The 24829-nt window shown below is 44.5% G+C and carries 17 protein-coding genes; 5 read left to right on the top strand and 12 right to left on the bottom strand.

The features are described 5' to 3' along the window. Positions 1-74: 74 nt before the first annotated feature. The 4 genes from ACHA99_RS17380 to fabB all read right to left on the bottom strand — a co-directional run bounded on the left by ACHA99_RS17380 (position 75) and on the right by fabB (position 7198). Complete coding sequence (locus ACHA99_RS17380) at positions 75-3500, bottom strand: FimV/HubP family polar landmark protein (protein WP_393944085.1); 3426 nt, start codon at positions 3498-3500, stop codon at positions 75-77. Between the two features lie 177 nt (positions 3501-3677). Then, positions 3678-4694, bottom strand: a complete 1017-nt coding sequence (locus ACHA99_RS17375; protein ID WP_131523510.1) for an aspartate-semialdehyde dehydrogenase — start codon at positions 4692-4694, stop codon at positions 3678-3680. 2 nt (positions 4695-4696) lie between these two features. Next, on the bottom strand, positions 4697-5827 hold the full coding sequence (locus ACHA99_RS17370) for a 4-phosphoerythronate dehydrogenase (protein WP_263163400.1): 1131 nt from the start codon (positions 5825-5827) through the stop codon (positions 4697-4699). Between the two features lie 159 nt (positions 5828-5986). After that, the gene (gene fabB, locus ACHA99_RS17365; protein ID WP_041408164.1) at positions 5987-7198 is read right to left on the bottom strand and encodes a beta-ketoacyl-ACP synthase I; all 1212 of its coding nucleotides are present in this window, start codon (positions 7196-7198) and stop codon (positions 5987-5989) included. Positions 7199-7336: 138 nt separating this feature from the next. On the opposite strand from fabB, the gene mnmC reads away from it, so the two are divergent. Next, positions 7337-9379 carry an FAD-dependent 5-carboxymethylaminomethyl-2-thiouridine(34) oxidoreductase MnmC gene (gene mnmC / locus ACHA99_RS17360; RefSeq protein WP_393944082.1) on the top strand — a complete coding sequence of 681 codons (2043 nt, stop codon included), beginning with the start codon at positions 7337-7339 and terminating at the stop codon, positions 9377-9379. A 76-nt stretch (positions 9380-9455) separates the two neighbouring features. On the opposite strand, the gene ACHA99_RS17355 is transcribed toward mnmC, so the two are convergent. The 6 genes from ACHA99_RS17355 to prmB all read right to left on the bottom strand — a co-directional run bounded on the left by ACHA99_RS17355 (position 9456) and on the right by prmB (position 15151). Continuing rightward, the gene (locus tag ACHA99_RS17355) at positions 9456-10229 is read right to left on the bottom strand and encodes an RNA methyltransferase (RefSeq protein ID WP_393944080.1); all 774 of its coding nucleotides are present in this window, start codon (positions 10227-10229) and stop codon (positions 9456-9458) included. Continuing rightward, the gene (locus tag ACHA99_RS17350) at positions 10219-10503 is read right to left on the bottom strand and encodes a YfcL family protein (protein WP_011788898.1); all 285 of its coding nucleotides are present in this window, start codon (positions 10501-10503) and stop codon (positions 10219-10221) included. Before ACHA99_RS17350 ends, ACHA99_RS17355 begins: the two co-directional genes overlap by 11 nt. 4 nt (positions 10504-10507) lie before the next feature. Further along, positions 10508-11686 (bottom strand): ATP-NAD kinase family protein, encoded by a 1179-nt coding sequence (locus ACHA99_RS17345; RefSeq protein ID WP_393944078.1) that lies wholly within the window; start codon positions 11684-11686, stop codon positions 10508-10510. A 59-nt stretch (positions 11687-11745) separates the two neighbouring features. Further along, positions 11746-12921 carry an MFS transporter gene (locus ACHA99_RS17340; RefSeq protein WP_393944076.1) on the bottom strand — a complete coding sequence of 392 codons (1176 nt, stop codon included), beginning with the start codon at positions 12919-12921 and terminating at the stop codon, positions 11746-11748. A 66-nt stretch (positions 12922-12987) separates the two neighbouring features. After that, positions 12988-14082, bottom strand: coding sequence for a chorismate synthase (gene aroC / locus ACHA99_RS17335; RefSeq protein WP_028761043.1), 1095 nt, complete (start codon positions 14080-14082; stop codon positions 12988-12990). Between the two features lie 124 nt (positions 14083-14206). Further along, complete coding sequence (prmB, locus tag ACHA99_RS17330; RefSeq protein ID WP_011788895.1) at positions 14207-15151, bottom strand: 50S ribosomal protein L3 N(5)-glutamine methyltransferase; 945 nt, start codon at positions 15149-15151, stop codon at positions 14207-14209. 80 nt (positions 15152-15231) lie between these two features. Between prmB and smrB the strand changes: the two genes are divergently transcribed. Then, positions 15232-15762 (top strand): endonuclease SmrB, encoded by a 531-nt coding sequence (gene smrB / locus ACHA99_RS17325; protein WP_105252090.1) that lies wholly within the window; start codon positions 15232-15234, stop codon positions 15760-15762. Positions 15763-15859: 97 nt separating this feature from the next. On the opposite strand, the gene sixA is transcribed toward smrB, so the two are convergent. After that, complete coding sequence (sixA, locus tag ACHA99_RS17320; protein ID WP_028761045.1) at positions 15860-16330, bottom strand: phosphohistidine phosphatase SixA; 471 nt, start codon at positions 16328-16330, stop codon at positions 15860-15862. A 169-nt stretch (positions 16331-16499) separates the two neighbouring features. Between sixA and ACHA99_RS17315 the strand changes: the two genes are divergently transcribed. The 3 genes from ACHA99_RS17315 (at position 16500) to ACHA99_RS17305 (ending at position 24323) form a co-directional block, all read left to right on the top strand. Beyond that, positions 16500-19289, top strand: coding sequence for an insulinase family protein (locus ACHA99_RS17315; RefSeq protein WP_263254712.1), 2790 nt, complete (start codon positions 16500-16502; stop codon positions 19287-19289). 284 nt (positions 19290-19573) lie between these two features. Beyond that, positions 19574-23806, top strand: coding sequence for an EAL domain-containing protein (locus tag ACHA99_RS17310; protein WP_393944072.1), 4233 nt, complete (start codon positions 19574-19576; stop codon positions 23804-23806). A 109-nt stretch (positions 23807-23915) separates the two neighbouring features. After that, positions 23916-24323: a hypothetical protein gene (locus tag ACHA99_RS17305; protein ID WP_198572770.1), complete on the top strand. Its 408-nt coding sequence runs from the start codon at positions 23916-23918 to the stop codon at positions 24321-24323. A 305-nt stretch (positions 24324-24628) separates the two neighbouring features. Here ACHA99_RS17305 and ACHA99_RS17300 read toward each other — a convergent pair whose 3' ends face one another. Then, on the bottom strand, positions 24629-24829 hold the full coding sequence (locus tag ACHA99_RS17300) for a hypothetical protein (RefSeq protein ID WP_263254714.1): 201 nt from the start codon (positions 24827-24829) through the stop codon (positions 24629-24631).

Below are 24829 nucleotides of genomic sequence, written 5' to 3'. Positions count from 1 at the left end.
CGCATTTTATCACAGCAGCCCATAAAAAAAACGGCGCTGAAGGCGCCGTTAGATTGAAACACTCTCAACCGGGATTAACTAATCTCTTTGAGCAAACGTCCAGCTTCATCTTGCTGGCGCTCGTTACCGTCAATTTGCACTTCTTTGAGCAGGGCTTTCGCACTGTCGCTGTCGTCAATTTCGATATAAGCACGCGCTAAATCCAGCTTAGCGTTGACTGAGTTTTCTTCATCATCAACATCGATCATCGCGGCATCACCGATTAAGGCACCGACATCACTCATCTCAACGTCAACTTCCGAATACAAATCGGTATCTGCGCCCTCTTCATCGGCATCATTCAGCAACTTGTCGATGTCGATAAAACCGTTTTCATTTTGAAAACTGGTTAAATCATGGTCAGGAACAAACTTTTTCTGCGCTTTTCGTGACTCCTGGGCATCGAGTGCAGCCAAGGCTTCATCGACGGTAAGATTATGATCATCGACCAGAGAGAAACTGTCTTCCGACGTCAACACATCTTCATCGTCATAATCTGTATTGGCTGTAAAAGCGGCGAGCACATTATCGTCACTTAAGTCTAGCCCTTGCTCAAGGTCCAAATCATCCGCGTCTTCTTTGATATCAAGTTTAAAATCTTCACTAAAATCAATATCGTTACGCGTAGCCTTAATGGGCTTCTCTTGAGAAGCATAATCGAGCGCTGTGGCATCTTTGTTAGGCTCAACATCATTAGCCGTTACATCTGCTTGCGTTGCAGCAGGCTTAGCCTTAGGCGCAAAATCTAGCTCTGAGTCCCAATCGAGCACATGGGGATCTTTGCTCTTATTGGCTTTTAAATCATTAAAGAAAGAAGATTCTTTTTCTTTAACACTGGCCGCGGCTGCAGCAGCAGCCAAAGTGACTGCGGCCGTCGCTAATACATCAGTGTCGTTATCGTCACTCAGTTCCTCGACTAATGTAAAAGTATCATCGGTGCCGTCGATAGAGTGAGCCGCACCTATGCCTTTAAGTAAATTATCTTCGTCAACTGAATTGTCTTCTGAATCGAGCTGCGCCGTTTCCATATCGAAGTCGAATTCATCTTCATCGGCATCCAATTGCTCCGGCACATCAAACTCAGCTAAGAGTGCATCTAAATCATCACCTGACGCTTCACCTTTTATGTCTTCCGGTAACGAAGCTTCTAATTCTGCGGCAATTTCTGCACTGATATCATCATCTTCTGTATCGACTTTGAGTTCAGGCTCAGCATCAAAACTCGCCAGTAGTAAATCAATATCATCGGATTCTTCTACGCCTAATTCATTAAGCTCATCGTCTAACTCAGCGGCAATTTCAGCACGAATATCGGGCTCGACTTCAGGTTCAGCCGCTGGCGTCGGTTTATCAAAATCCGCTAACAGAGCATCAATATCGTCGGTATCTTCCACACCCAGCTCATCAAGCTCATCGTCTAACTCAGCGGCAATTTCAGCGCCGAGGTCGGGTTCAACTTCAGGTTCTGCAGGTTTATCGAAATCGGCTAACAGGGCATCAATGTCGTCGGTATCTTCTACGCCCAGTTCATTAAGCTCAGTGTCTAATTCAGCGGCAATTTCAGCGCCGAGATCAGGTTCAACTTCAGGTTCTACTGGTTTATCAAAATCTGCTAATAGGGCATCGATGTCATCGGTGTCTTCTACGCCCAGTTCATTAAGCTCCGCATCTAGTTCAGCAGCAATTTCAGCGCCAAGATCAGGCTCGACTTCAGGTTCTGCAGGTTTATCGAAATCAGCTAATAAGGCATCGATATCATCAATGTCTTCTCCGCCAAGTTCATCATCTAGCTCATCACCGAGTTCTGCCGCGATGGCAGCACTGAGATCTTCATCATCAGACGCAACAATGTCTGGTGCAGGCGCTTGTGCAATCTCAGTATCTTCAGCAGGAACACTAAACTCGGCAAGTAATGCATCAAGATCATCGTCATCCGCGATGGCTTCATCGGCAGGTTTAGTGTCTGCGACTTCAACATCATTCAGCTCAGAAGTAATATCATTACTGTCATCTTCTTGAGCTAAATCGCTCGCAAAGTTACGCTCTAATTCACTTAAATCCTCTTCGGCTTCGGTGCTGTCGCCAGAAGTGCTGTCGTCAGAACCTAGGCCCGCTAATAGTGCATCAAGATCGGCTTCCTCAAGAATATTGCCAGATTTAGGTTTCTCCTCAACAATATCCTCTTCCTGATCGCCCATGGCTTCGGCCCACAGATCATCGAGGGACTGTCCTTCATCCTCGGCTTCAGGTTCGGCAGTCGTACCGGGATCGACAAACATCTCTGACGCCATATCCATCTGATCGTGGGAGTCAGTCAAATCTTGCTCAGGTTGTAAATCGACACTGCCCATATCAAGAAGACTATCGATGGAGTCCGCATGGTCAGAATCTAAATGTACCGCCATATCGTCTAAATCGTCATCATCCATGTCCATGATGGCGGTACCCGCAATCCCAGCGGCACCGGCGGCCATAACCGCTTCTTGTGTCTGCATTTCACGACGTTCTTTATTGCGTTTACGGCGCAGGAACCAGAACACAGCAAGCAGTAAGAACAAGGCAGGGATCACAGCCGCGGCAATCAATAACACAGGACTGTTAAGGATATTGCGCCACAAGTCATCGGGCTCAATAGGTGCCTCTGCCTCTACTTCAGCTTCAACAGCTGTCGTCTCTGGCACTTGCGCAGCTTCAACTTCGGCTTTCAAGGCTTGGTTTTGTAGTTTGCTGGCTTGAAGCGTTTCTTCCAGCACCGCAATCCGTTGATTTAATTCTTCAACTTTAACTTTTAGCGCTTCAACATCTGAAGTGCGAACTGACAGTTGATCTTGCGTGCGGGCTAATTCATCGGTTAATGACAGATTTTTGCTTTCTGCCGCTTCTAACCGCGCCGTCACATCTGAACTCAGCATCTTGGGCTTTTCTGGAACAGGTGTTTCAACAACCGCTTTAGGTGGTGTCACTTTCGTTTCAACAATCACCGCAGGAGCCGTGACTGGCGCTTTCGCTGTCGTCACCTTAGCTGGCGGTTTAGACGTTGCTTTCGCCGGAGCCCGAGATTGTCTATCACTTTGCTCTGCTCTGGCTATCGCCATACGATTGGGGATCGACAGCATGACTTCTTTAGACGGAATGAGCAGGATCATACCGCGTTCTAAACTATTATAACTGGCAGAGTTAAACGCATGAGGGTTAGCATCGTATAAGGCGGCCATCACCTGATAGACGCTTACACTGGCATCAGGACGGACTTTTTGCGCTATGCTCCAAAAAGTGTCTTTAGATGTCGTTGGACCATATTGATGGTTAACTTGACGGATCTGTCCGTCTGGCCCCATGATTTTTAAGGGTTTTAATCTTGGTGTATCTGCAGCAACGGCGGGATCAATAAAATAAGCGGTAGAAGAAACAGCTAAAACAGTGGCCATTAGACCCACAAGATACGAAGTGCGAAATTTCATCAATCCTTCCCTTTGAAGCGCTATAAAGTTATCTCACTGATAACAGGCTTTAGGCAATTGTATTTATTGAGATTACTATAAACCAGAAATCCCCGCCCTGCTACTGTTCACAATTGTAAAACAAAAAAAGCCTGCTGACAGCAGGCTTTTCAATGGGCATTAAATGCAATCTAATGCTTAGTAATAATCTCTCACTAAGATCTCGGCAATTTGCACACTGTTCAAGGCTGCGCCTTTACGAATATTGTCTGACACAACCCACAAGTTAATCCCGTGAGAATGAGAAATATCCTTACGAATGCGACCCACATAAACCGGATCGGTTCCTGCGGCATCTGTCACTGCTGTTGGATAATCATCATCGGATTCAAACAATACCACTCCTTCGGCATTACGCAGTAAAGCTTTAACGTCTTCGGCATCAACAGGCTGACGAGTTTCGATATTAATGGCTTCTGAGTGACCATAAAATACAGGGACACGTACGGCAGTCGCATTCACTAAAATCTCATCGTCACCGAAAATCTTCTGGGTTTCCCAGACCATTTTCATTTCTTCTTTGGTATAACCGTTATCCATAAATTTATCGATTTGTGGCAATACGTTAAAAGCAATTTGTTTTGGATAGACTTCAGCGTCAGCAGGTAAACCTTGCAGTAATTTAGTGCACTGATGCGCTAATTCTTCAATGGCTTTTTTACCTGTGCCCGATACTGACTGGTACGTTGCCACATTAATGCGGCTGATACCATAGGCATCATAAATAGGCTTAAGTGCCACCAGCATTTGAATCGTTGAGCAATTTGGGTTAGCAATGATATTGCGATTGCGGAAATCAGCGATAGCATGCGGATTCACTTCAGGTACAACCAAAGGAATATCGATGTCGTATCTAAAGTGAGAGGTGTTATCAATCACAACACAGCCTGCTTCAGCGGCAATCGGTGCCCATTTGGCGGAAACATCACCACCTGCAGAAAAGAAACCAATTTGAGCTTGGGTCCAATCGAAGGTTTCTACGTCGAGAATGGTAATTTGTTTGCCATGAAAGCTGACCGTTTCACCGGCGCTGCGGCTACTGGCTAAAGGGTACAAATTGGCAACCGGGAAATTACGCTCTTCGAGGATCTCTATCATAGTTTGACCCACTGCGCCCGATGCACCTAAAACGACAACATTAAATTCCTGTGACATAGCTACTGACCGACTCCTGAAAAACCTAAATTGGACAACCAATCTACCTCAGATTGACCGTCATAAGCCAGCGCCAATGCACTAAATTCGCGTCTATGTTGGTGATTTTTTCTCATAGTGTCGAAGCCATTCTCATTTAAGAATGTATTTCTGAACATCTTGTCATCATCGCGCAAATCATAGACAAAACGCGCGAGCTGTAATAACGCTTTTTCATTCGGCGCAGTCGCAAGTTCGACCGCCTTAATATTAAAGCTTGGCAAGAGATCCAGCAGACTTTTATCGGCAGCAATATTAAGTAACTGACACAGCTTTTGATAGAGCATAAAAGTGCCGCGCGCCTTACCTTCTAAGCTGTAACCTGCAATATGCGGCGTGGCAAATTCAGCCAGTGGTACGAGTTCAGGCATCGGTGTTGGCTCGCCTTCCCACACATCGAGCACTAATTTAAGATCATCACGCTGGCGTTTAACTCTGACAAGTGCTTTGTTATCTATCACATCACCACGACAGCAATTAACTAACCATGTATTGGGTTTGAGCGCCTTTAAGCGCACCTCATCGAACAAATGTTTGGTTTTATGCTCGCCCGTGCGCGTGATGGGCACATGCAAACTGATGATATCGGCCTGCGCCATGATGGTTTCTAAGCTCACAAAACTGCGCGGATCGCCCTGTTTCTCTTTGATGGGATCATTAAGCAACACGCTAATACCGTAGGCTTGCAAACATTTTGCTGTTGCAGTACCGGTATTGCCCGCGCCCACTATGCCGACGACCTTGCCCTTAAGCGGCGAATCAAACCGCTGTGCTAGCTCCAGCATAGCGATAAAAGCAAATTCCCCAACCGCAGTCGCATTGCAACCTGGCGCATTAGAGAAGGGGATATTACGCTCGGCAAGGTAGGCTAAATCCACATGATCTGTGCCTATAGTGGCACTGCCGACAAACTTCAGTTGATGATTGTCCGAGAGCAACTCGGCATTCACTTTGGTGACTGAGCGCACTAATAACACATCGGCATCGCGCACTTGCGCTGCGGTTAACGTGCGGCCATTAACAGGAATAATTTCCCCGAGATCGCCAAATAGCGGTTCAACATAGGGCATATTTTCATCGACTAAAATCTTCATGGGCACCTGATCTAAAAAAGTGGGAATGGAAGGCATCAAGATGCTCGGTATTCTAACAAGACTAATGGGATAAATCCTTGTCGATGCAACAGGTTTACAAAAAACGCCCATAAAAAAGGGAAGCCTAAGCTTCCCTTCTATCACGTTTGATAAACAAACTTATTTGAATTTACGCATCACTAGCGTGGCGTTTGTACCGCCAAAACCAAAGCTGTTACTCATGACTGTATTCAGCTCAGCATCGCGATATTCACGCACGATAGGCATATCTTTCGCCGCTTCGTCCAGATTTTCGATATTGATGCTTGGAGCAATAAAGCTGTTTTCCATCATGATTAAGCTGTAAATCGCTTCATGTACGCCTGCGGCGCCTAATGCATGACCTGTCATAGACTTAGTCGATGCAATCGGTGGGCACTTGTCTTTGAAAACTTCACGTAGCGCTTCTAATTCACGCACGTCGCCCACTGGCGTTGAAGTGCCGTGAGTATTGATGTAATCGATTGGGGTATCGACATCCATCATCGCCATTTGCATACAACGCACAGCGCCTTCACCCGATGGCGCCACCATGTCATAACCGTCTGAAGACGCGCCATAACCAATCACTTCAGCGTAAATTTTTGCGCCGCGAGCCAGAGCATGCTCTAACTCTTCAACCACTAAAATACCCCCGCCGCCAGAGATAACAAAACCATCACGGTCTGCATCATAGGTACGAGAGGCTTTTTCGGGTGTGGCATTGTACTTAGTTGACAGTGCACCCATAGCGTCGAAGCCCATGGTCAGTGTCCAATCCACTTCTTCAGCACCACCGGCAAACACCATGTCTTGCTTACCCATTTGGATAAGTTCAACGGCATGACCAATACAGTGGGCGCTAGTTGCACAGGCTGAACTGATAGAATAGTTCATGCCTTTAATTTTAAATGGCGTGGCTAAACAAGCGCTGGCCGTGCTCGACATGATGCGAGGCACAATATACGGACCTACGCGTTTAACGCCTTTTTCACGCAATGTATCGGCAGATTGTACTTGGTTAGACGATGATGCGCCGCCTGTACCCACAATCAAACCTACGCGCGGATCTGAATATTGCTCTTCAGTTAAATTGGCATCGGCAACCGCTTCTTGCATAGCAATGTAAGCATAAGCTGCCGCATCACCCATAAAACGCAATGCCTTACGATCGATATGCTCAGCAGGGTTTAACTTGATGTCACCCCATACATGGCTACGTAATTGCATCTCTTCAAACTGAGCTGAATGCGTAATACCACTGCGGCCCGCTTTCAGTGACTCGGTCACTTCTTGCTTGTTATTACCGATACTTGAAACAACACCCATTCCGGTGATCACGACTCTTTTCATTTTATTGCTATCCATTGTGTACATGTCAGTACCTACTTTTCGCTGAGCCAATAGTATCTGTTTTGACTCAATTAAGTGGTCAGCTTTCCATAAAGGCGAGTAAAATAATGCCAATTATGAGACCGAGAGTAAATTTCTTTGACTGCAGAGCCCAATAAACCTTGCCAAATTAAGCGCGATTACCCGCAATTAATCAACCTTTATCCCGCAACAGCTCACACTGATGCACACTATCTCAGCAAGTTGAGCATTTATCAGCAGCGGGTATTTGAGGCTCATTCACAGCAAAAACTCTTAGTATTAGGGCAAATAGGTTTAGGCAACGGGCTTGAACTCTTATCTTGGTGGCGCACTCAGACAAATCCTAACCAACGATTACTCCTTAACGTATTCGAACCCAATCCGATTAATGCGTACGAACTTAAATTACTTTGGGATCAATCCGCCTGTTTAACCAAAGTGCCTGAACTTGAGCCACTTGCCCAACGCTTACTTCATACAGAGCCGACGGCTATTATAGGTTGTCAGAGATTAATTTTTGATGACGGTCGTATCACAATCGACCTGCACTTTGGTGATATTCAATCCCAGCTCAGCTCACTCATCCATTCTCCGCTTCACCCCGTTCAGCACTGGCTGGTATTGCCCCATCTACAAAATGGGTTAAATCAGCAGATCCATTGGCAGATGGCAAAACTCAGTGACGATGGCGCCACTGTTGCAACTATTGGATTAAACGAATCAAGCGGATTAAGCGAAACACCTGTGAGCCGTTTCCAAGCCTGTGGCTTTGAGGTGAGGGATTTTACCTGCGCTGAAATACAGACAAACCCTCAGCCTGATGCCATTTTGTTACACGAGCGCCACGTCTTACGCCAGCAAGACGCTAAAGCCTATGCCTTTAATCCTATGGCTGCAATCTTACCCTCGGACGCGCCCAGCTCGATTGCCATCATAGGCGGCGGGTTAGCCTCGGCGCATTTGGCACTGTCTTTGGCGGAACGCGGCCAAAGTACGCAGCTCTTTTGTAAAGATGCCAAGCTTGGCCAAGGCGCTTCGGGCAACCGCCAAGGAGCGATTTATCCGCTGCTGACACCGGAAAATGATGAATTAAGCCGCTTCTTCCAGCAGGCATTTTTATTTAGCCGCCGTCGAGTACAGGCGCTGACATCTGTCCCCGCCCCAAATCAAACGCCGATTTCCCATGATTTTTGCGGGGTATTGCAAACTGCCCACGATGAACGCAGCCAATTACGACTCGATAAAATTATTCAAAGCCAGAACTGGCCAAGTGAAATTGCCTATCGAGTCGATGCGAAACTGGCCAATTCTCTTGCGAACATTAATATCGACAAATCAGGCTTTTTCTATCCGCTGGCTGGCTGGGTTTGTCCCTACGAATATGCCGAAGCCGCACTACAAAAAGCGCAGCTGCTTTCTGAGGTCAAACTCCATTTGGAGACTGAGATCCTTGAAATTGAGTATCAAAGTGAAGGTTGGTATTTAATCACCGCGAAGCATCGCTTTGGCCCCTTTGCACAACTTGTGCTCGCCAATGGCGCAGCGCTCACGCAATTTGATGCCAGCAACAAATTACAAATTAGCCCTTTTCGCGGCCAAGTCAGCCATGTACCCGCTCAATTTCAATTGAGTCAACTCGCGACAGTGCTGTGCGCAAACGGTTATTTGACCCCGAGTCACGAAGGACTCCACTGCCTTGGCGCGAGTTACGTTAAAGAACCTAAGCATTTAGATTTTTGCCCGCTGGAGCAGCAAGAAAACCTCGCCAAAATGCACGAGAGTTATCCTAATCAGTCTTGGCTTGAAGATATCGACATGAGTGGCAACAATGCCCGTGTTGGCGTGCGTATGGTCACGCGGGATCATTTCCCTATGATGGGCTGCGCGCCCGATGTGGCGCAAATTATTAAGGATTATGCAGAGCATCAACTCACGAAAGAAAGTCGCCGCTACTGGCAAACCACGCCAGCACCCGTGCATCAAGGGCTGTATATTCTTGGCGGGTTAGGCTCACGGGGGTTAAGTTCTGGGCCACTGGCCGCCGAATGTCTCGCGGCGCAGCTTTGCGGCGAACCAATACCGCTCGATAAAGAAACCCTGTGTAAACTCAACCCTAATCGTATGTGGCTGCGAAAGTTACTCAAGGGAAAATCCCTCTAGCTTTGCCATCGCCTGTACAAATAAAAAAGGATTAAGCCAAGGCTTAATCCCTTTTTTATTATTTTCTGTAAACCACTTAAGCGGCAGTAACAACCATAGTGTTATCACTGTTGCTAGGTTCAAGACTGCTAGGCTCTACACAACTAGCCTCAATATGTCGGGGCTTTCTCGATTCTCTCGCCACTTTCACCCGAGTACGATTGTTGTTATCACGACTCTGACGGATGAGTGCATCGCCGCTTAAGTTCGAAGGTAGACCAGATGCTAGGCTCGATGTCAGGCTTACAGCCTCACGGTGGGATTTAGCCAATCTGTCGTATAACAGCACATTGACCGAAGCAGCAAGATTCATACAACCGACCGTAGGCACATACACTACAGCATCGGCTTTATCGATAATCTCTTGGCCAATGGTGCCATCTTCAGGACCAAACACATAAAAGGCTTTTGCGGGATGGACAAAATCCGGCAGTGGCGTTGCGCCCACCACCAAATCGACACAGATAAGCTGAGTGTCCGCCGGAATCGCGGCTAACAATGAAGTGACGCCAGTGAGCGGAATACGCTCGCCAGCATCTTTAGTATCGACATGGTATTGCACAGCACCCGAACGCGCGGCTAACTCGTAGCGCCTGCCGGTATAAAAGACGCCATCGACGCCATAGCAACCCGATGCGCGCATAATGCCACCGACGTTAACGGGCGTTTTAGGATTCACTAAACCGATAAATACCGCGCTAGCATTGAGCGTTTGCACACAGGCTAATTCAGCACTAGGCATTTCTACACTCGTTACTTCGGTATTAGTCACGTGCTCGTTGTCAGTCATCGGCTGGGAGCTAGGCAACATCCAATTCGCCTATAATCTTTGCCTGCAGCTGTGCCCATGCCTGTTCAACCAAGGCATAATCGGCATCATTTAATTCTTGGCGCGCGAGTGCTAGACAGTCGGTCATTTTCAACATAAGGGCATCGAGGTCGGTTTCACCCTGTGCTTCCAATTGGGATAACACTACGGCCACATGGCCCTGTAAGTAGCCACAGGCAAACAAAGCATCGTCATCACCATGACTAACAACGCTGGCGATCCACTGTTCTAATGCGTCTTCGTAATGCTCTAACATGGGTCTAACTCTCCATTAATACTGGATTGGCCGACACATCTGCTGCGACCAATAAATCTGGATTGGCCACCTGATACATGACGTAATCATGGTAGCCCGTCGTCACTTTATAGTAGCCGCCAAGCTCGCTATCTAATTTAGGGTCGCCACTATCCACAATTAGTGGTCGTCCATCAAGTGCTTTTAGCTTAGTTTTTGTGGCAAGGATAATAATATTGTCTTTTCCAATGCGCCGAATGAGCTCGGGTGACAACTGTTGATTACCGCGCCCTAAGATATGGCCTTGGCCACCAATTAAGGTAATCACCAACTTAGTCGGCTTATCTTGGGTCAGTTCGAGTAATTTATTCGCGGTTAAGTCACTGCCAACAAGGTTTTTATTTTGAATAAGATCAACACCGAGCAGGGTATTATCGAGGCCTAACTCTTCCATAACAAAGGCAACCGTACTGCCAGAGCCCATGATGTACAGTTCATCTTCCATTTGATTGATCACATCGGCGGCGATATCGGCCAGCACGAGTTCATCGACTTCCTTGCCGCCCATCTTCACCGCTTGCACATAACGCGGCTCGGCGGGCACTAAGAGCTCACCAAATCGTTTAGCGCGCACTGTACCTTGGCGAAAAGCCACTTCGTCAATATCCATCACATCGGCGGACATCAAACTGACAAGTTCGCCATCGAGTAACATCTTGACCACCATGCCAGACGCATGGGGCGTAATACCGTAAACGCCGGAATGAATTTTCACCCCAGCAGGCACGCCGAGCACAGGGAGTTTGTCGTCGATAGTGGCTTGTTCAAATACAGAGTAAACATCGCGGGCCGTGCCATCACCACCGGCAAAAAGCAGTAAATCCAGCGGTTCATCCAGCAGCGCACGCACAACGGCCTGCGTATCCAGCGCCTGGGTTTTATCCGGAGTTTGATACACCACTCGCGTGGTAAAACCCAGTGTTTTAGCGGCGTCTTCACCCATGATGCCTGAAGCGGTAATGACTTCAATGTCATCACTATAATCACGGATAACCTCGAGGACCTGCATCATACGCAAGGCGGCTTTGGGTTCAGCGCCTAAGGCGAGCGCTTCTTCGGCAACGCCATCGCTGCCCTTAAGACCAACACTGCCACCTAAGCCAGCCAACGGATTGACAACTAACCCTAAACGAAACCGAATCACCCTTTACCTCACTTAACGCAATCTTTTGATTTTTTATATTTTTATCTTAATGGATATGACTAGGCCGTATGGGCTGCAACACTCGGTTTATCCTTAGGGATAAAGAATACCGCCAGCATAGCGGCAAAGGCGCATACTGCGGCAAATACCCAAGACCAAACCGCCCCACTACCATCGCCCCAAATATAGCCGCAAATCCAAGTACCGAGCGCGCCGCCAACCCCAAAACTTAAACTGGCGTATAGGGCTTGACCTTGGCTTCTGTGACTCGCATCGAAATGTTTATGCACAAATTGAATCGATGCCGCATGGGTTAAGCCAAAGGTAAAGGCATGTAATAATTGGCTAAAACCAAGCCACAACACACTATCTACCCCAAAAGCAACCAATAACCAACGTAGACAAGTCATGCCGATGCTGGCAATCAATAAGGTATTCACGCCATAGCGGCCGAGTAAACGCGGCGCGAACATAAACATCACGATCTCGGCCATAGCGCCAAGGGCGACAAATATGCCCGCCGAGGATTCGGAGTAACCTGCTTGCTTTAAATATAAGACGAAGAAGCCGTAGAAAGGTCCCGCGCTCATTTGCAGCAACATGGCCGAGACTAAGAACCAAATAATCGCCCGATTCCATTGCAATGGCGGCCGCACTTGACTGGTGTCACGCACTAAACGATTTGCAGGTAATGGCAACGCACTGGCTAACATGCCAATAAATAATGACAAACCAATATAAGGCAGCACTTCTGTGCCCCACTGACCAATGGCAAAGCCCGCACCGACAACAAGACAAATATAACCGACACTGCCCCAACTGCGAATTTGACCGTAGCGGCTGGCATTCTCGCCTAAGGTTTCTAAGGTGATCACCTCAAGCTGGGCGAGGATCGCATTCCAAAAGAAAGTATAGAGAGCCAAACTCAGCGCCATATACACAAAACCACCATGGTAGAAGAAACTCAAATACGCCAGCGCGGCGGCTCCCGCGCCCATTTTGATCAGCTCGGCGCGCATCCCAGTACGGTCAGCCACTTTAGCCCACACATTCGGCGCAACAATGCGCGTCGCCATCAGGATGGCGAGTAAAAAGCCAATTTCTTGAGGATTAAAACCGCGATTTTCGAAGAAGACCCCAAGATAAGGGACCATAGTGCCGAGAATAGAAAAGAAGAAAAAATAGCAGGCACAAAGCCAGCGCAATTGCCGGCTTGTGCTAGAAGAAGTTGACATTAACGCATTCCATTTATCTCATGCTACTCATTGTATCGTTATCGCATACCAGCTATTTCATGCGACTTATCGCATACCAAGCACTGGCGTATGACTACGCACATCCTGATTTTGCGCTCTGTGTCTTAGCAAGTGATCCATCAACACAATGGCAAGCATAGCTTCGGCAATCGGTACTGCGCGGATCCCAACACAGGGATCGTGACGACCTTTAGTGACAACTTCGGCCATTTCACCCTGCGCCGTCATACTTTGGCCCGGCACACTGATGCTTGATGTGGGTTTTAACGCAATATGGGCAATGATCGGCTGACCCGACGAAATCCCACCGAGTACACCGCCCGCATGATTAGATTCAAAGCCTTGCGGCGACATTAAGTCACGCCCTTCGGAGCCCTTTTGCGTCACGACACCAAAACCATCACCAATCTCAACACCTTTGACGGCATTAATACCCATCAGCGCGTGGGCGATATCGGCATCGAGTCTATCAAATACTGGCTCACCTAAACCCACTGGCACACCTGTCGCGATAACGGAGATTTTCGCGCCAATCGAGTCACCGGATTTTTTCAGCTCACGCATGTATTCATCGAGCGCTTCCAGCTTGCTAGCATCGGGGAAGAAAAAGGCATTTTGCTCGATTTGGTCAAGATCAATAGTCTGCGCACAAATAGGACCCAACTGCGACATATAGCCGTAGATCTCGATACCGTGAACTTGCTTTAAATACTTTTTAGCCACAGCACCCGCCGCAACCCGCATCGCAGTTTCACGAGCTGAAGAGCGGCCACCACCGCGGTAGTCACGCATACCGTACTTTTGCTGGTAGGTATAATCGGCGTGCCCAGGGCGAAATAAATCTTTGATATTAGAGTAATCTTGACTGCGTTGATCGGTATTTTCAATCAAGAGTCCAATCGAGGTGCCCGTGGTTTTACCTTCGAAGACGCCGGATAAAATCCGCACTTCATCGGGCTCACGGCGTGCCGTGGTATATCGGGATGTCCCAGGACGACGGCGGTCAAGATCATGCTGCATATCGGCTTCGGTTAATTCAAGCCCAGGAGGGCAACCATCAATAATGCAACCCAGTGCAACACCGTGACTCTCACCAAACGTCGTCACTACAAAATTTTGACCAATACTGTTTCCAGACATCCGCTTTGTACACCTTAGGTTATTTGTTCATCGCTCCGCGCCCAGCGAGTACTGGACAATTTATTTTCCCGCTGCAAGCCTAACTGGCAGCGGGAAAAGTCTCAACCTAATTTGCTATCTTAGGCTATTGTGCGTCGCGATAAATGCCGAACACTGACTGATTTTCGACCAGTTGATCGCGGGTCAATACAAATACACCATCGCCGCCATTTTCAAAGTTAATCCAAGTGAATGGCACTTCTGGAAACTGCTCAATCAAATGCACCATAGAATTACCGACTTCGACTACGAGCAAACCCGTTGGTGTTAGGTATTGCGCGGCATTGGCCAGTATGCGTTTGGTTAAATCTAACCCGTCGCGACCTGAGGCTAAACCGATGGCAGGCTCATGGTGATATTCATCTGGCATGTCGCCAATGTCTTCGGCATCCACATAAGGTGGGTTTGAAACAATCAAATCATACTGAGGCCCTTCTGGAATGGCCGAAAACAGATCCGATTGCATCGGGAATACTCTGTCCATCACACCTAAGGTTTCGATATTGATTTGCGCCACATCTAAGGCATCCTCGCTGATATCCAGCGCATCAACTTCGGCGTCTTCAAATTCATAGGCACAGGCAATCGCGATACAAGCGCTGCCAGTACATAAATCTAAAATACGTGTGACTGGCTTGTTATATAACCAGGGGCTAAAACGGTTAGCGATCATTTCGGCAATCGGTGAACGTGGCACTAACACGCGCTCATCGACGTAAAATTCAAGCCCAGCAAAACGCGCTTTGTTGGTCAAGTAAGGCACAGGTAAGCGTTCTCTCACCCGACGAATGATCAACTCGACAATTTTATGCTTTTCACTGCTGGTCAAGTTACTTAAAATCACTTGCTGACCGATTTCTTCGGGTAAGTGTAAGGCATGGAAAACTAAGGCGATGGCTTCATCCCACGCATTATCAGTACCATGACCATAATACACATTGGCATCGTTAAAACGGCTCACGGCCCAACGTAACATATCGCCAATAGTACGTAATTCTGTCACAGCTTCATCTACAAAGATCTTATCCAAAACGTGCTCCCGCTAGTTTGTTCGCAAACATTGTAACTGAACTCTATTCAGAAACCATAGGATTCAATAGAATACCCGCCATGAATAAAGACGACGACAAAGAAGGCTTGGCGATGTTCTCAGCGCTTATTGATGGAATTAAACCCATCACGCAAAATAAGCGACACTTTCGCATGCCCTTAAAAACCAAACAAGAAATAGAACTGAAAGAGCAGCAACTGCATGCTAACAGTTATTTCTCAGATACTTATCAGCCACTACTGCCTGTACAAGGGCCAATGCGTTGGTTAGAAGAAGGTGTTGACAGTTTAGAACTCAAACGCCTCAGACGTGGCGATTACCAGCCAGATTTGCTGCTGGATTTACACGGCTATCGCCAATCAGAAGCCAAACTTGAGCTAGCAGCATTAATCCAAGCCTGCGTCAAACAACAGAGTCTGTGCTGCTGCATTATGCATGGTTATGGCAGTGGCATATTGAAACAACAAGTTCCCATGTGGTTAGTGCAGCATCCTATGGTGAAAGCTTTCCATCAGGCGCCTAAAGAATGGGGAGGGGATGCGGCGTTATTAGTGCTGATTGATATTGGTGAGCAGCCGCATAGACGTTAGCTCGCTATCGGCTTAGGCTTTAACATTTACTATTTAGCGAAAAAAACGGCCCATTTAATGTGGGCCGTTTGTTTTGTAAAAGAGATATAAACCTAGATTAGCTAATACTATGCGGGGCGTGCTGCCACACAATCGACGCTTGCTCGGCATGTTTATCAATGAGCGTAATGCCTGACGTCGCGAATAATGGCGGCTCAACGCCAGCCACTAACTCACTGACTAAGTAACCCAGTAACGGCATGTGAGCAATCACGAGTACTTTATCCGCCTTGTATAACTCAGCATAAGCCACAACCAAGGCGGCTACATTGGCGGGATCGCCAGAAGGCACAAGATCATCGGCGACTAACCACTTACGCGGCTCAGGAAAATGCTGACTCAGTTCCTGCCACGTTTGCTGTGCTCGTAAGTAAGGACTAACTAAAACAAGATCGAAATCAGCCACACTGCGAGCTAGCCAGTTGCTCATCAACACAGTATGGTGCCTTCCAACATCGGTCAGTGTTCTGTCTCTATCAGACTGAGCATTAAATCCGGCGTCACCATGTCTCATCAAAAATAGCTGCATACTTCTCTCGCGACTCAAACTTGTTTTTGTTTTATCCCAATTGTAGCCCTAAAATCCGTTTCAACAAACCTCACAAGACTTAATCTTTAGTCGATAAACACAAGAGATATTTGCTAAAAACCATTAAGACTATCAATATATAACAAGCTATCGTTACCGGAGTGTCTCTTTGCAAGCCTCTCAGTCCATATATAAAAGTCCAAATGATCACCGCCAGTATCGTTATCTTGTATTAGATAATGCACTCCGGGTGTTATTGGTTGAAGATCAAGATGCCAGCCAAGCTGCCGCATCTATGGCTGTAGGCGTGGGTCATTTTGATGATCCCGCAGATAGACCCGGCATGGCGCACTTTTTAGAGCATATGCTCTTTCTAGGTACTGAGAAATTCCCAGACTCAGGCGAGTATCACGCCTTTATTAATCAGCATGGCGGCAGCAATAACGCTTGGACGGGCACAGAGCACACTAACTTCTTTTTCACCATCAATGAAGAAGTGTTTGCCGACTCCTTAGACAGATTCAGCCAATTTTTTATCGCCCCAAAATTTGATTTAGATTTAGTCGATAGAGAACGCCAAGCTATTGAATCTGAATTTAGTTTAAAACTAAAAGATGATATCCGTCGGACCTATCAAGTACTCAAAGAGACAGTCAACCCACGGCATCCATTTTCGAAATTTTCCGTGGGTAACTTAGTCACCTTAGGCGGAGAACAGGCACAGGTACGTAGTGAATTACTCGATTTCTATCAAAGCCATTACAGCGCCAACTTAATGACCTTGTGCTTAGTCGCTCCGCTTTCCCTTGATGAATTACAAGATTTAGCCTGCCACTATTTTAGTGGGATCCGAAACTTGAACTTAGTGAAAAACTATCCTCAAGTACCACTATTTTCAGAAAAAGAACTGTTGAGGCAAATCGATATTGTGCCGCTTAAGGAGCAAAAACGCTTAAGCATCAGTTTTAATTTCCCAGGAATTGATCACTACTACAAACGTAAGCCTTTGACTTATATCAGCCATATTTTAGGCAATGAGAGTCATGGCAGTCTGTTGTCGTATCTGAAAGAACAAGGATTAGTGAACAACTTGTCTGCGGGCGGCGGTGTAAATGGTTATAACTTCAAGGATTACAGTATCGGTTTACAGTTAACCGATAAAGGGCTAGGCAATCTCGATGAAATTATCAGCTGCTGTTTTGAGTATATTGAACTTATCAAAACCCAAGGCTTAGATGAATGGCGTTATTTGGAGCGTGCAAACCTGCTCAAAATGGCGTTTCGTTATCAAGAGCAAGTTAAATCCCTCGATTTAGCCAGCCATCTCAGCATCAATATGCATCACTATGAGGTCGAAGACTTGGTCTTTGGCGATTATCGGATGGATGGGCTGGATATCCCTGAAACCATTGAGCTACTTGAGCTCATGGTGCCACAGAATATGCGCCTGCAGCTTATCGCCCAATCGGTTAAAACCGATCGTAAAGCTAACTGGTATCACACACCGTACAAAGTCCGCCCAATTGCGCCACAGTCCCTCGCTCGTTGGCAAGTGAACAATATTCGCCCTGAATTACAGCTACCGGCTGCAAATCCTTTTATTGTCGCCGACTCGATTGCCCGTCCGGATAAGAGCGATGTTGACGTGCCAGTGATAGTTGCAGAATCAACTGGATACCGCATTTGGCATAAGAAAGATGATGAGTTTAATGTGCCAAAAGGTCACATGTATTTATCGCTAGATTCAGAGCAGGCAAGTAAAACGCCAAGGCATGCCGCCCTCACCCGCTTATATGTTGAAATGCTACTCGATTATCTCACCGAGCCAACATATCAGGCCGAAGTTGCTGGATTAAGCTATAACATTTATCCGCATCAAGGCGGAATTACACTGCATTTATCGGGCTTTACCGGCAATCAAGAAACGTTATTAGCGCTATTAATCCATAAAGCCAGAGAGCGCAATTTTACCGAAGAGCGCTTTGCCCTCATAAAATCTCAGCTACTGCGCAGTTGGCAGAATCAGACACAGGCTAAACCGATTTCACAATTATTTACTAGCCTGACTGTTACTCTGCAAAAAAGCAGTTATGAACCAGCACGCATGGCTCAAATGTTGGAAGATATTAGCCTAGAAGATTTACATAACCATGTACGCGCCTTCTACGAAAAGATCTATCTTGAAGGGTTAGTCTACGGGGATTGGCTAGTCTCTGAAGCACAAGCTCTCGGCAAACGTTTAGAGCACATTTTATCCTTAGTTTCGACGCCGAGCGCCGAGTCCACCAGAGAATTAGTGAATTTAACAGGCCAAGGCACGTTACTGAGAGAACTCGCAATAGATCATCAAGATAGCGCAATTATTGTGTATTACCAATCTGCCGTGGCAACACCCGAAAAAATGGCGCTATTTAGCTTACTGAATCACACTATGTCGTCCACCTTCTTCCATGAGCTGCGTACTGAAAAACAGTTGGGCTATATGGTAGGCACAGGTTACCTGCCGCTCAATCGTCATCCTGGACTTATTTTCTATATTCAGTCACCCACAACTGGGCCCCTGCATTTATTAGAAGCCATCGACGAGTTTATTGCCGACTTTAATTATGCAGTGATGCAAATCACCAACGAAGAATGGGAAAGCACAAAGGTAGGTCTGATTAATCAAATCATGGAGCACGACGCGAACCTCAAAACTCGCAGTCAACGTTATTGGGTCAGTGTCGGCAATAGAGATTATCAATTTAACCAAAGAGAACTCGTCGTAGACGAAATCACTAAGCTCACCCGCACTGATTTACTCAAATTCATGATGCGTAAAATGCGTACTAAGCACAGCGATCGCTTAGTGTTATTTAGCACAGGTGAACAACACAGAACCCAAGCCGCGCTGATGTCAGACAAAATGATCACGGATCTTAAAGTTTTTAAGCAAACGGCAGAAAAGTTTAATTTCTAAACAAAAAACACTTTTGCTCACACATTTGTGAGCAAAGTTAGGTAAACAAACAGAACCGCTACAAATCAGTCCAACTATAGTCGTATCTTTCAGTGTTGGACGTAATCCTGATGTAAAACATGGCTAGCCCATGTTCTACCACTTCAGCACCGAACAATTTTACTGCATCTACATGCTGTTAAAAGGATTTTCTGCGGACTCTACTTTGACAAACCGCTCACTTTCTGGAAAAGTGATGTAACACAATTGTTTCATGGCATCCTCGGATAATAAGAACAAACACTATGCCTAAAGCACTCTTGAGAATTTTCTTTCTTCTAGCTATTTTCCTATCGACCGCAGAAGCGCAACAATTACCAATCGCTTTAAAAACTGAGTCTTATGGCGTCCCAGAAGGCCTATCTCAGAGTACAGTCACATCAGTCATTGAAGATAATGATGGTTACATCTGGATTGGTACTTTGAACGGATTAAATCGATTCGACGGTGAAGAATTTAAGCATTTTTTTGCACATGATCACTCTGGTCTCTCTAGTTCATTTATTCAAAGCCTATTATTTGATAATAAAACAATGTTAGTTGGAACTGACAATGGTTTAAATGTTTACGACTCAGAACTTGAATCCTTCAAAAAACAGGAACAAATAAATGAAGCCATATGGTCTATAAATGACAATGGTGAAATTTATACTATAGGTACTAAAAACAAGATCATTGATATTAGAAAAGATAATTTAGAAATAATAAAAACATATCAAGATGAAAGCTTTAGCTTCATAAAGAAAGCAATTAAGACTAATAACGGCTACATTGTAAGAAATCATGATGGTAAAATTATTCATTATCACGAAGATTCAACAACTACTATTTTATCCCTACAATCTGTAGACATAGTAAAAGGCAAAAGTGGAGTTTATATTTTAACATCAGATGGTATTTATAAAAAAATATCAGAAGACATACCGAATTTTCTTGCTGGTGAGTATACAGGTCTAGCAGTGATTGATGGTCAAGTAATACAAACAAACCTTGAATCATCAGAGGTAACATCAAAAGGTTATGTATTAGAAAAGAAAGAAATCACTAATCAAGTTCAAGCCTATAGGACGAATAACTATACAATAATTCCTTCATTAAATATGGGATTCATTCTAATCAGAGACAGCAGCAATGTTGTAAAGTCCCTAATAAACCCTATCGGAAACATCTGGTCAATAAGCTTATTAGACAATGAACAAATTGTGACATCTGATGATAGTAGTGAAGTAGAAATATATAATTCAAACTTTATCTTCAAGGATAAAATAGACACGGAAATATCAGGACCTAAATATATTATAAGGAACAGAGACTCTTTCATCATTGGAGGTAACAATGGCCTTTATGAGTTTAATGGGGATTTAAAAACAACACTATTAAGCGATAGTATTGTCACTCTATTTAAAAACCAAAAAAGAACCGAGTTAATTGTAGGAACAAGTAAGTCAGACATATACATAATTGATCTACTAGATAGAAAAAAAATTCGTAAACTATCACTAAAGAATAAGCACCCAATATTCCAAATTCAACAGACTCTGGATGGCACACTTCTACTTGCTACTCAAGGTGGATTGGTAAGTATAGATACTAACGGCAACGAAAAAACAATTTTTGATGATGATTTTGTTTATTGCATAACTGAGACACCAAATGAATATCTTTTTGGAACTAGAACTTCAATCTATTCGACTAATAAAGAAACGTTAGAAATCAATAAAATTTATAACTCAAACAAACCAATTTACTCAATTGCAATTGATAATAGTAATGACTTTATGGCATCTTCCATAAATGAGTTAATTTTAAGCAGAAATGGGAAATTACTAACACTAACGACTGACTATGGTAGTCAAGAAGAATACAATAATCAGAGTGGGATATTCTGGAATGGCAGTTTCTTTTTTGGTGGAATAACTGGCGTTAGTGCCATAAATAAAGCCAATGCAATATCTTATATTGAAAACAATGTTATAAACACCAATATCAGTGAGCTTTTAGTATTTAATAAAACTGTTAATATAGGCGATAACCCACTAGAAAAAAGTATATCAACATCAAAAATGATTGAATTAAAATATTCAGACTATCCATTTACATTGAAGTTCAACTCTCCGAAGTCAAGTCATAAAAATATTGAGTACTTTTATAACCTAAATGGCCTATCTGATACATGGATTACTGCAAAAGGTACAAACTCTGCAACCTACACAAACCTCTCACCTGGTCATTATATTTTTAATGTATTTGGTGAAAACCCTGTCACCGGAGCAAAAGGTCCAGTAAACTCCCTTAACATTTATATATCGCCTCCATGGTGGCTATCTTATTGGGCAAAATTAATTTACTTCATAACTACATTGCTAATAACTTTTTTTATTATTAAAGCTATATTACGAAAAAGAGAAGTGCAACGCCAAATAGCGCTCAGCGAAGAAAGATTAAAACTTTCCCTTTGGGGAAGTGGTGATGAAATGTGGGACTGGGATATAGAAACTGGCAACATTTTTCGCTCCAATATTTGGGGAGCACTTGAATTTCCCCGTGATGGACATCGTTCAGGTAAATCGGATGAAGAGAGTAATATACATCCTATGGATCAAGAACGTGTTCGTGAAGCACTCAATAAGCATTTTTATGGTGAAACAGATCATTTTGAAGCCGCATATAGGGTAAAAGGCAAAGACGACAATTGGGTATGGATTTTAGACCGCGCCAAGATTGTAGAGCGGGATGACAAAGATAATGCCCTGCGAATGACTGGAACGATTAAAAATATTAGTCAATTTAAACAAAAAGAAGAGCAGCTAAAACTCTTTGAAAAAGCAATTGAAAACATTTCGGAAGGCATGTTTATCCTCGACAACGAATACCGTTTTGTCGAAGTCAACGAAGCTTGCTGTAAAATTTCATTACGTAACCGAACTGATTTTATTGGCAACTTACTCACATTTGATTTATATCCAGAAACCTTCTCCACCCAAATTAGAACAATGTTAAAACAGCAAGGTCGCTGGGCAAATGAAGTCGAAGCCGCCAGAGGAGATAATAGTCACTTCCATATGGAACTCACTATCGATGCTATCTATGATGAGTTAGGCGAATTATCACACTATGTCGGTGTTTTTTCTGATATATCAAGACGTAAGCAGCAAGAAGAAGAACTTAGAAAATTAACCAATAACGATCTCTTAACCGGACTACCTAATCGCTCCAACTTACAAGTGACCTTAAATAACCTAGTGAATCGAGAAATAGCTCATGCGCTTATGGTGCTTGATCTTGATAATTTTAAACGTATTAATGACTCCTTAGGCCATCAAATTGGGGATGCATTATTAAAGCTCGTTGCTACCCGCATTAAGTCCTTACTTTCTAAAAATACCAGTATTTATCGTCTAGGCGGAGATGAATTCGCCATTGTATTAGACAAGAGTTCAGATATAAGCGCCAGCGCTGCAATTGCTAACCGTATTATTGAGGGATTAAAACCTGCATTTGACGTTAGCAATGAACAGCTAGTCCTAGGATTAAGTATTGGCATAGTGCTATTCCCAGAAGATGAGCAAAGCGAGCAAGCATTACTGAGAAAGGCTGACATTGCTATGTACCATGCTAAGTCTGCGGGAGGTAATTGCTACCAGTTTTATTCTGAGTCCTTGAACCAACATGCAATTAGGCAATTAGAAATAGAAAATCTTATCCGTGAAGGCTTAAAAGATGATCTATTTGAAGTTTATTATCAACCTAAGGTTGATCTTAAAAGCGGTAAAATTGCAGGTATGGAGGCTTTAGTCAGATTAAATCATCCAATACATGGTTTAATTCCCCCCAATGACTTTATTCCACTTGCTGAAGAAAACGGTTTGATTGTTGAAATTGGTGAAATTGTCTTACGCAAGGCCTGTTTCGCAGCGCAAAAATGGCGTGAACAAGGCATATTCAGCGGCAGAGTCGCCGTCAATTTATCGTCACGTCAATTTGCACTGCCTGATATTCAACAGCGAATAGAGTCAATATTAAGACTCACTAAACTCCCCGCATGTCATCTTGAATTAGAAATAACTGAGGGAACAGTCATTAAACAGCCGGAAACGGCGATTATCGTCATGCAGCAATTGGCTAAAATGGGCGTCAGTTTAGCACTCGATGATTTCGGCACAGGGTACTCGTCCCTTTCATACTTAAAACGCTTTCCTATTCATACTTTAAAAATTGACAAAGCCTTTGTTGACGATATAGATAAGTCTGATCGCGATCTCAAAATGGTCGATTCTATTATCACTATCGCCCATAACATGGGGCTTTCTGTTGTGGGAGAAGGGGTAGAACAAGCAGCACAATTGAACATTTTACGGGCACTCAACTGTGAAGAAATTCAAGGCTATATTTTTAGTAAGGCCATAAAGGAGAGCGAATTTACTCAGCTACTTCAAGAAGACATGGTAAAGCCAAACACTAATAGCAACATTACTTAATCATTTAACTCTCAATTTGATTTTGATTTACAACATTGGCACAACAAGTGCAACAGCGCTATTAGTGTCAATAATAAATCAATATTAACTACCCTGAGAGATAATTAGAATGATTAAAGGAATATTAACTGTTGTAGCATTAACATCATCGCTTGCTGCTGTAAGCAATCTTACTTCCTTAGATAGCATAGATACCTTCTCAGCAGTACCAAATGTTCGCTTCAAACAAACTGAAGTTGCTGCCGTACCAAACGTTCGCTTCAAACAAACTGAAGTTGCTGCCGTACCAAACGTTCGCTTCAAACAAACTGAAGTTGCTGCTGTACCAAATGTTCGCTTCAAACAAACTGAAGTTGCTGCTGTACCAAATGTCCGCTTCAAACAAACTGAAGTTGCTGCTGTACCAAACGTTCGCTTCAAACAAACTGAAGTTGCTGCAGTACCAAATGTTCGCTTCAAATCAATTGATGTTGCTGCGGTACCAAATGTTCGTTTTACCGAAACAACTTTTGCTTAATAAAAATTTTTATTAAGGAGCTAAAATGCTGAATTCAATCAAAAAAGTACTCGGTTTATCCAAGCCAGCGCGTAAAAAAGTTAAGTTGCCTGAAGGCTTGAATCACCTTGAAGTGATTTCTGCAAAAGGTTGGTGGAACTAATTTAAGTTCTGTAGCCATGAGTCTAACTCATGTACAGTGATAGTTAATTAAGCTAGCGCGGCTTAGAAACAATAAAGGGAGCATTGGCTCCCTTTAGTTTTAAGTGAATATAAAAAGTACTAATAGCCATATAGCCATGTAAATTACATAACAGATTGATAAATTAGCTATTTAATATCCCTTCCTCACTACAACGGATTTTCCTCAAAGCTAAATGGCGGTGTGTCGTAAAGAGCGGATAAGCCAGAGGCCCGAGGACAAAACCAAGCAGCACCCAATGCTTAACAGTAAGACCTGCGGTAAATGCAGCTAAGCCGAAGTACCAAGCCGAGATTAATGCGATAAAGATAACCAGCAAAACCAC

The sequence above is a fragment of the Shewanella sp. S23-S33 genome, from assembly GCF_043359565.1.
Lineage (GTDB): Bacteria > Pseudomonadota > Gammaproteobacteria > Enterobacterales > Shewanellaceae > Shewanella > Shewanella oncorhynchi.
Note: the sequence above shows the minus strand (reverse complement) of the source record. Positions and strands in the feature narration are given on the sequence as shown.

Bases quoted from the DNA above. Each gene is read 5' to 3' on its own strand.
- ACHA99_RS17380 (WP_393944085.1), bottom strand. From the start codon at position 3,500: ATGAAATTTCGCACTTCGTATCTTGTGGGTCTAATGGCCACTGTTTTA.
- ACHA99_RS17375 (WP_131523510.1), bottom strand. From the start codon at position 4,694: ATGTCACAGGAATTTAATGTTGTCGTTTTAGGTGCATCGGGCGCAGTG.
- ACHA99_RS17370 (WP_263163400.1), bottom strand. From the start codon at position 5,827: ATGAAGATTTTAGTCGATGAAAATATGCCCTATGTTGAACCGCTATTT.
- fabB (WP_041408164.1), bottom strand. From the start codon at position 7,198: ATGAAAAGAGTCGTGATCACCGGAATGGGTGTTGTTTCAAGTATCGGT.
- ACHA99_RS17355 (WP_393944080.1), bottom strand. From the start codon at position 10,229: ATGTTGCCTAGCTCCCAGCCGATGACTGACAACGAGCACGTGACTAAT.
- ACHA99_RS17350 (WP_011788898.1), bottom strand. From the start codon at position 10,503: ATGTTAGAGCATTACGAAGACGCATTAGAACAGTGGATCGCCAGCGTT.
- ACHA99_RS17340 (WP_393944076.1), bottom strand. From the start codon at position 12,921: ATGTCAACTTCTTCTAGCACAAGCCGGCAATTGCGCTGGCTTTGTGCC.
- aroC (WP_028761043.1), bottom strand. From the start codon at position 14,082: ATGTCTGGAAACAGTATTGGTCAAAATTTTGTAGTGACGACGTTTGGT.
- smrB (WP_105252090.1), top strand. From the start codon at position 15,232: ATGAATAAAGACGACGACAAAGAAGGCTTGGCGATGTTCTCAGCGCTT.
- sixA (WP_028761045.1), bottom strand. From the start codon at position 16,330: ATGCAGCTATTTTTGATGAGACATGGTGACGCCGGATTTAATGCTCAG.
- ACHA99_RS17310 (WP_393944072.1), top strand. From the start codon at position 19,574: ATGCCTAAAGCACTCTTGAGAATTTTCTTTCTTCTAGCTATTTTCCTA.
- ACHA99_RS17305 (WP_198572770.1), top strand. From the start codon at position 23,916: ATGATTAAAGGAATATTAACTGTTGTAGCATTAACATCATCGCTTGCT.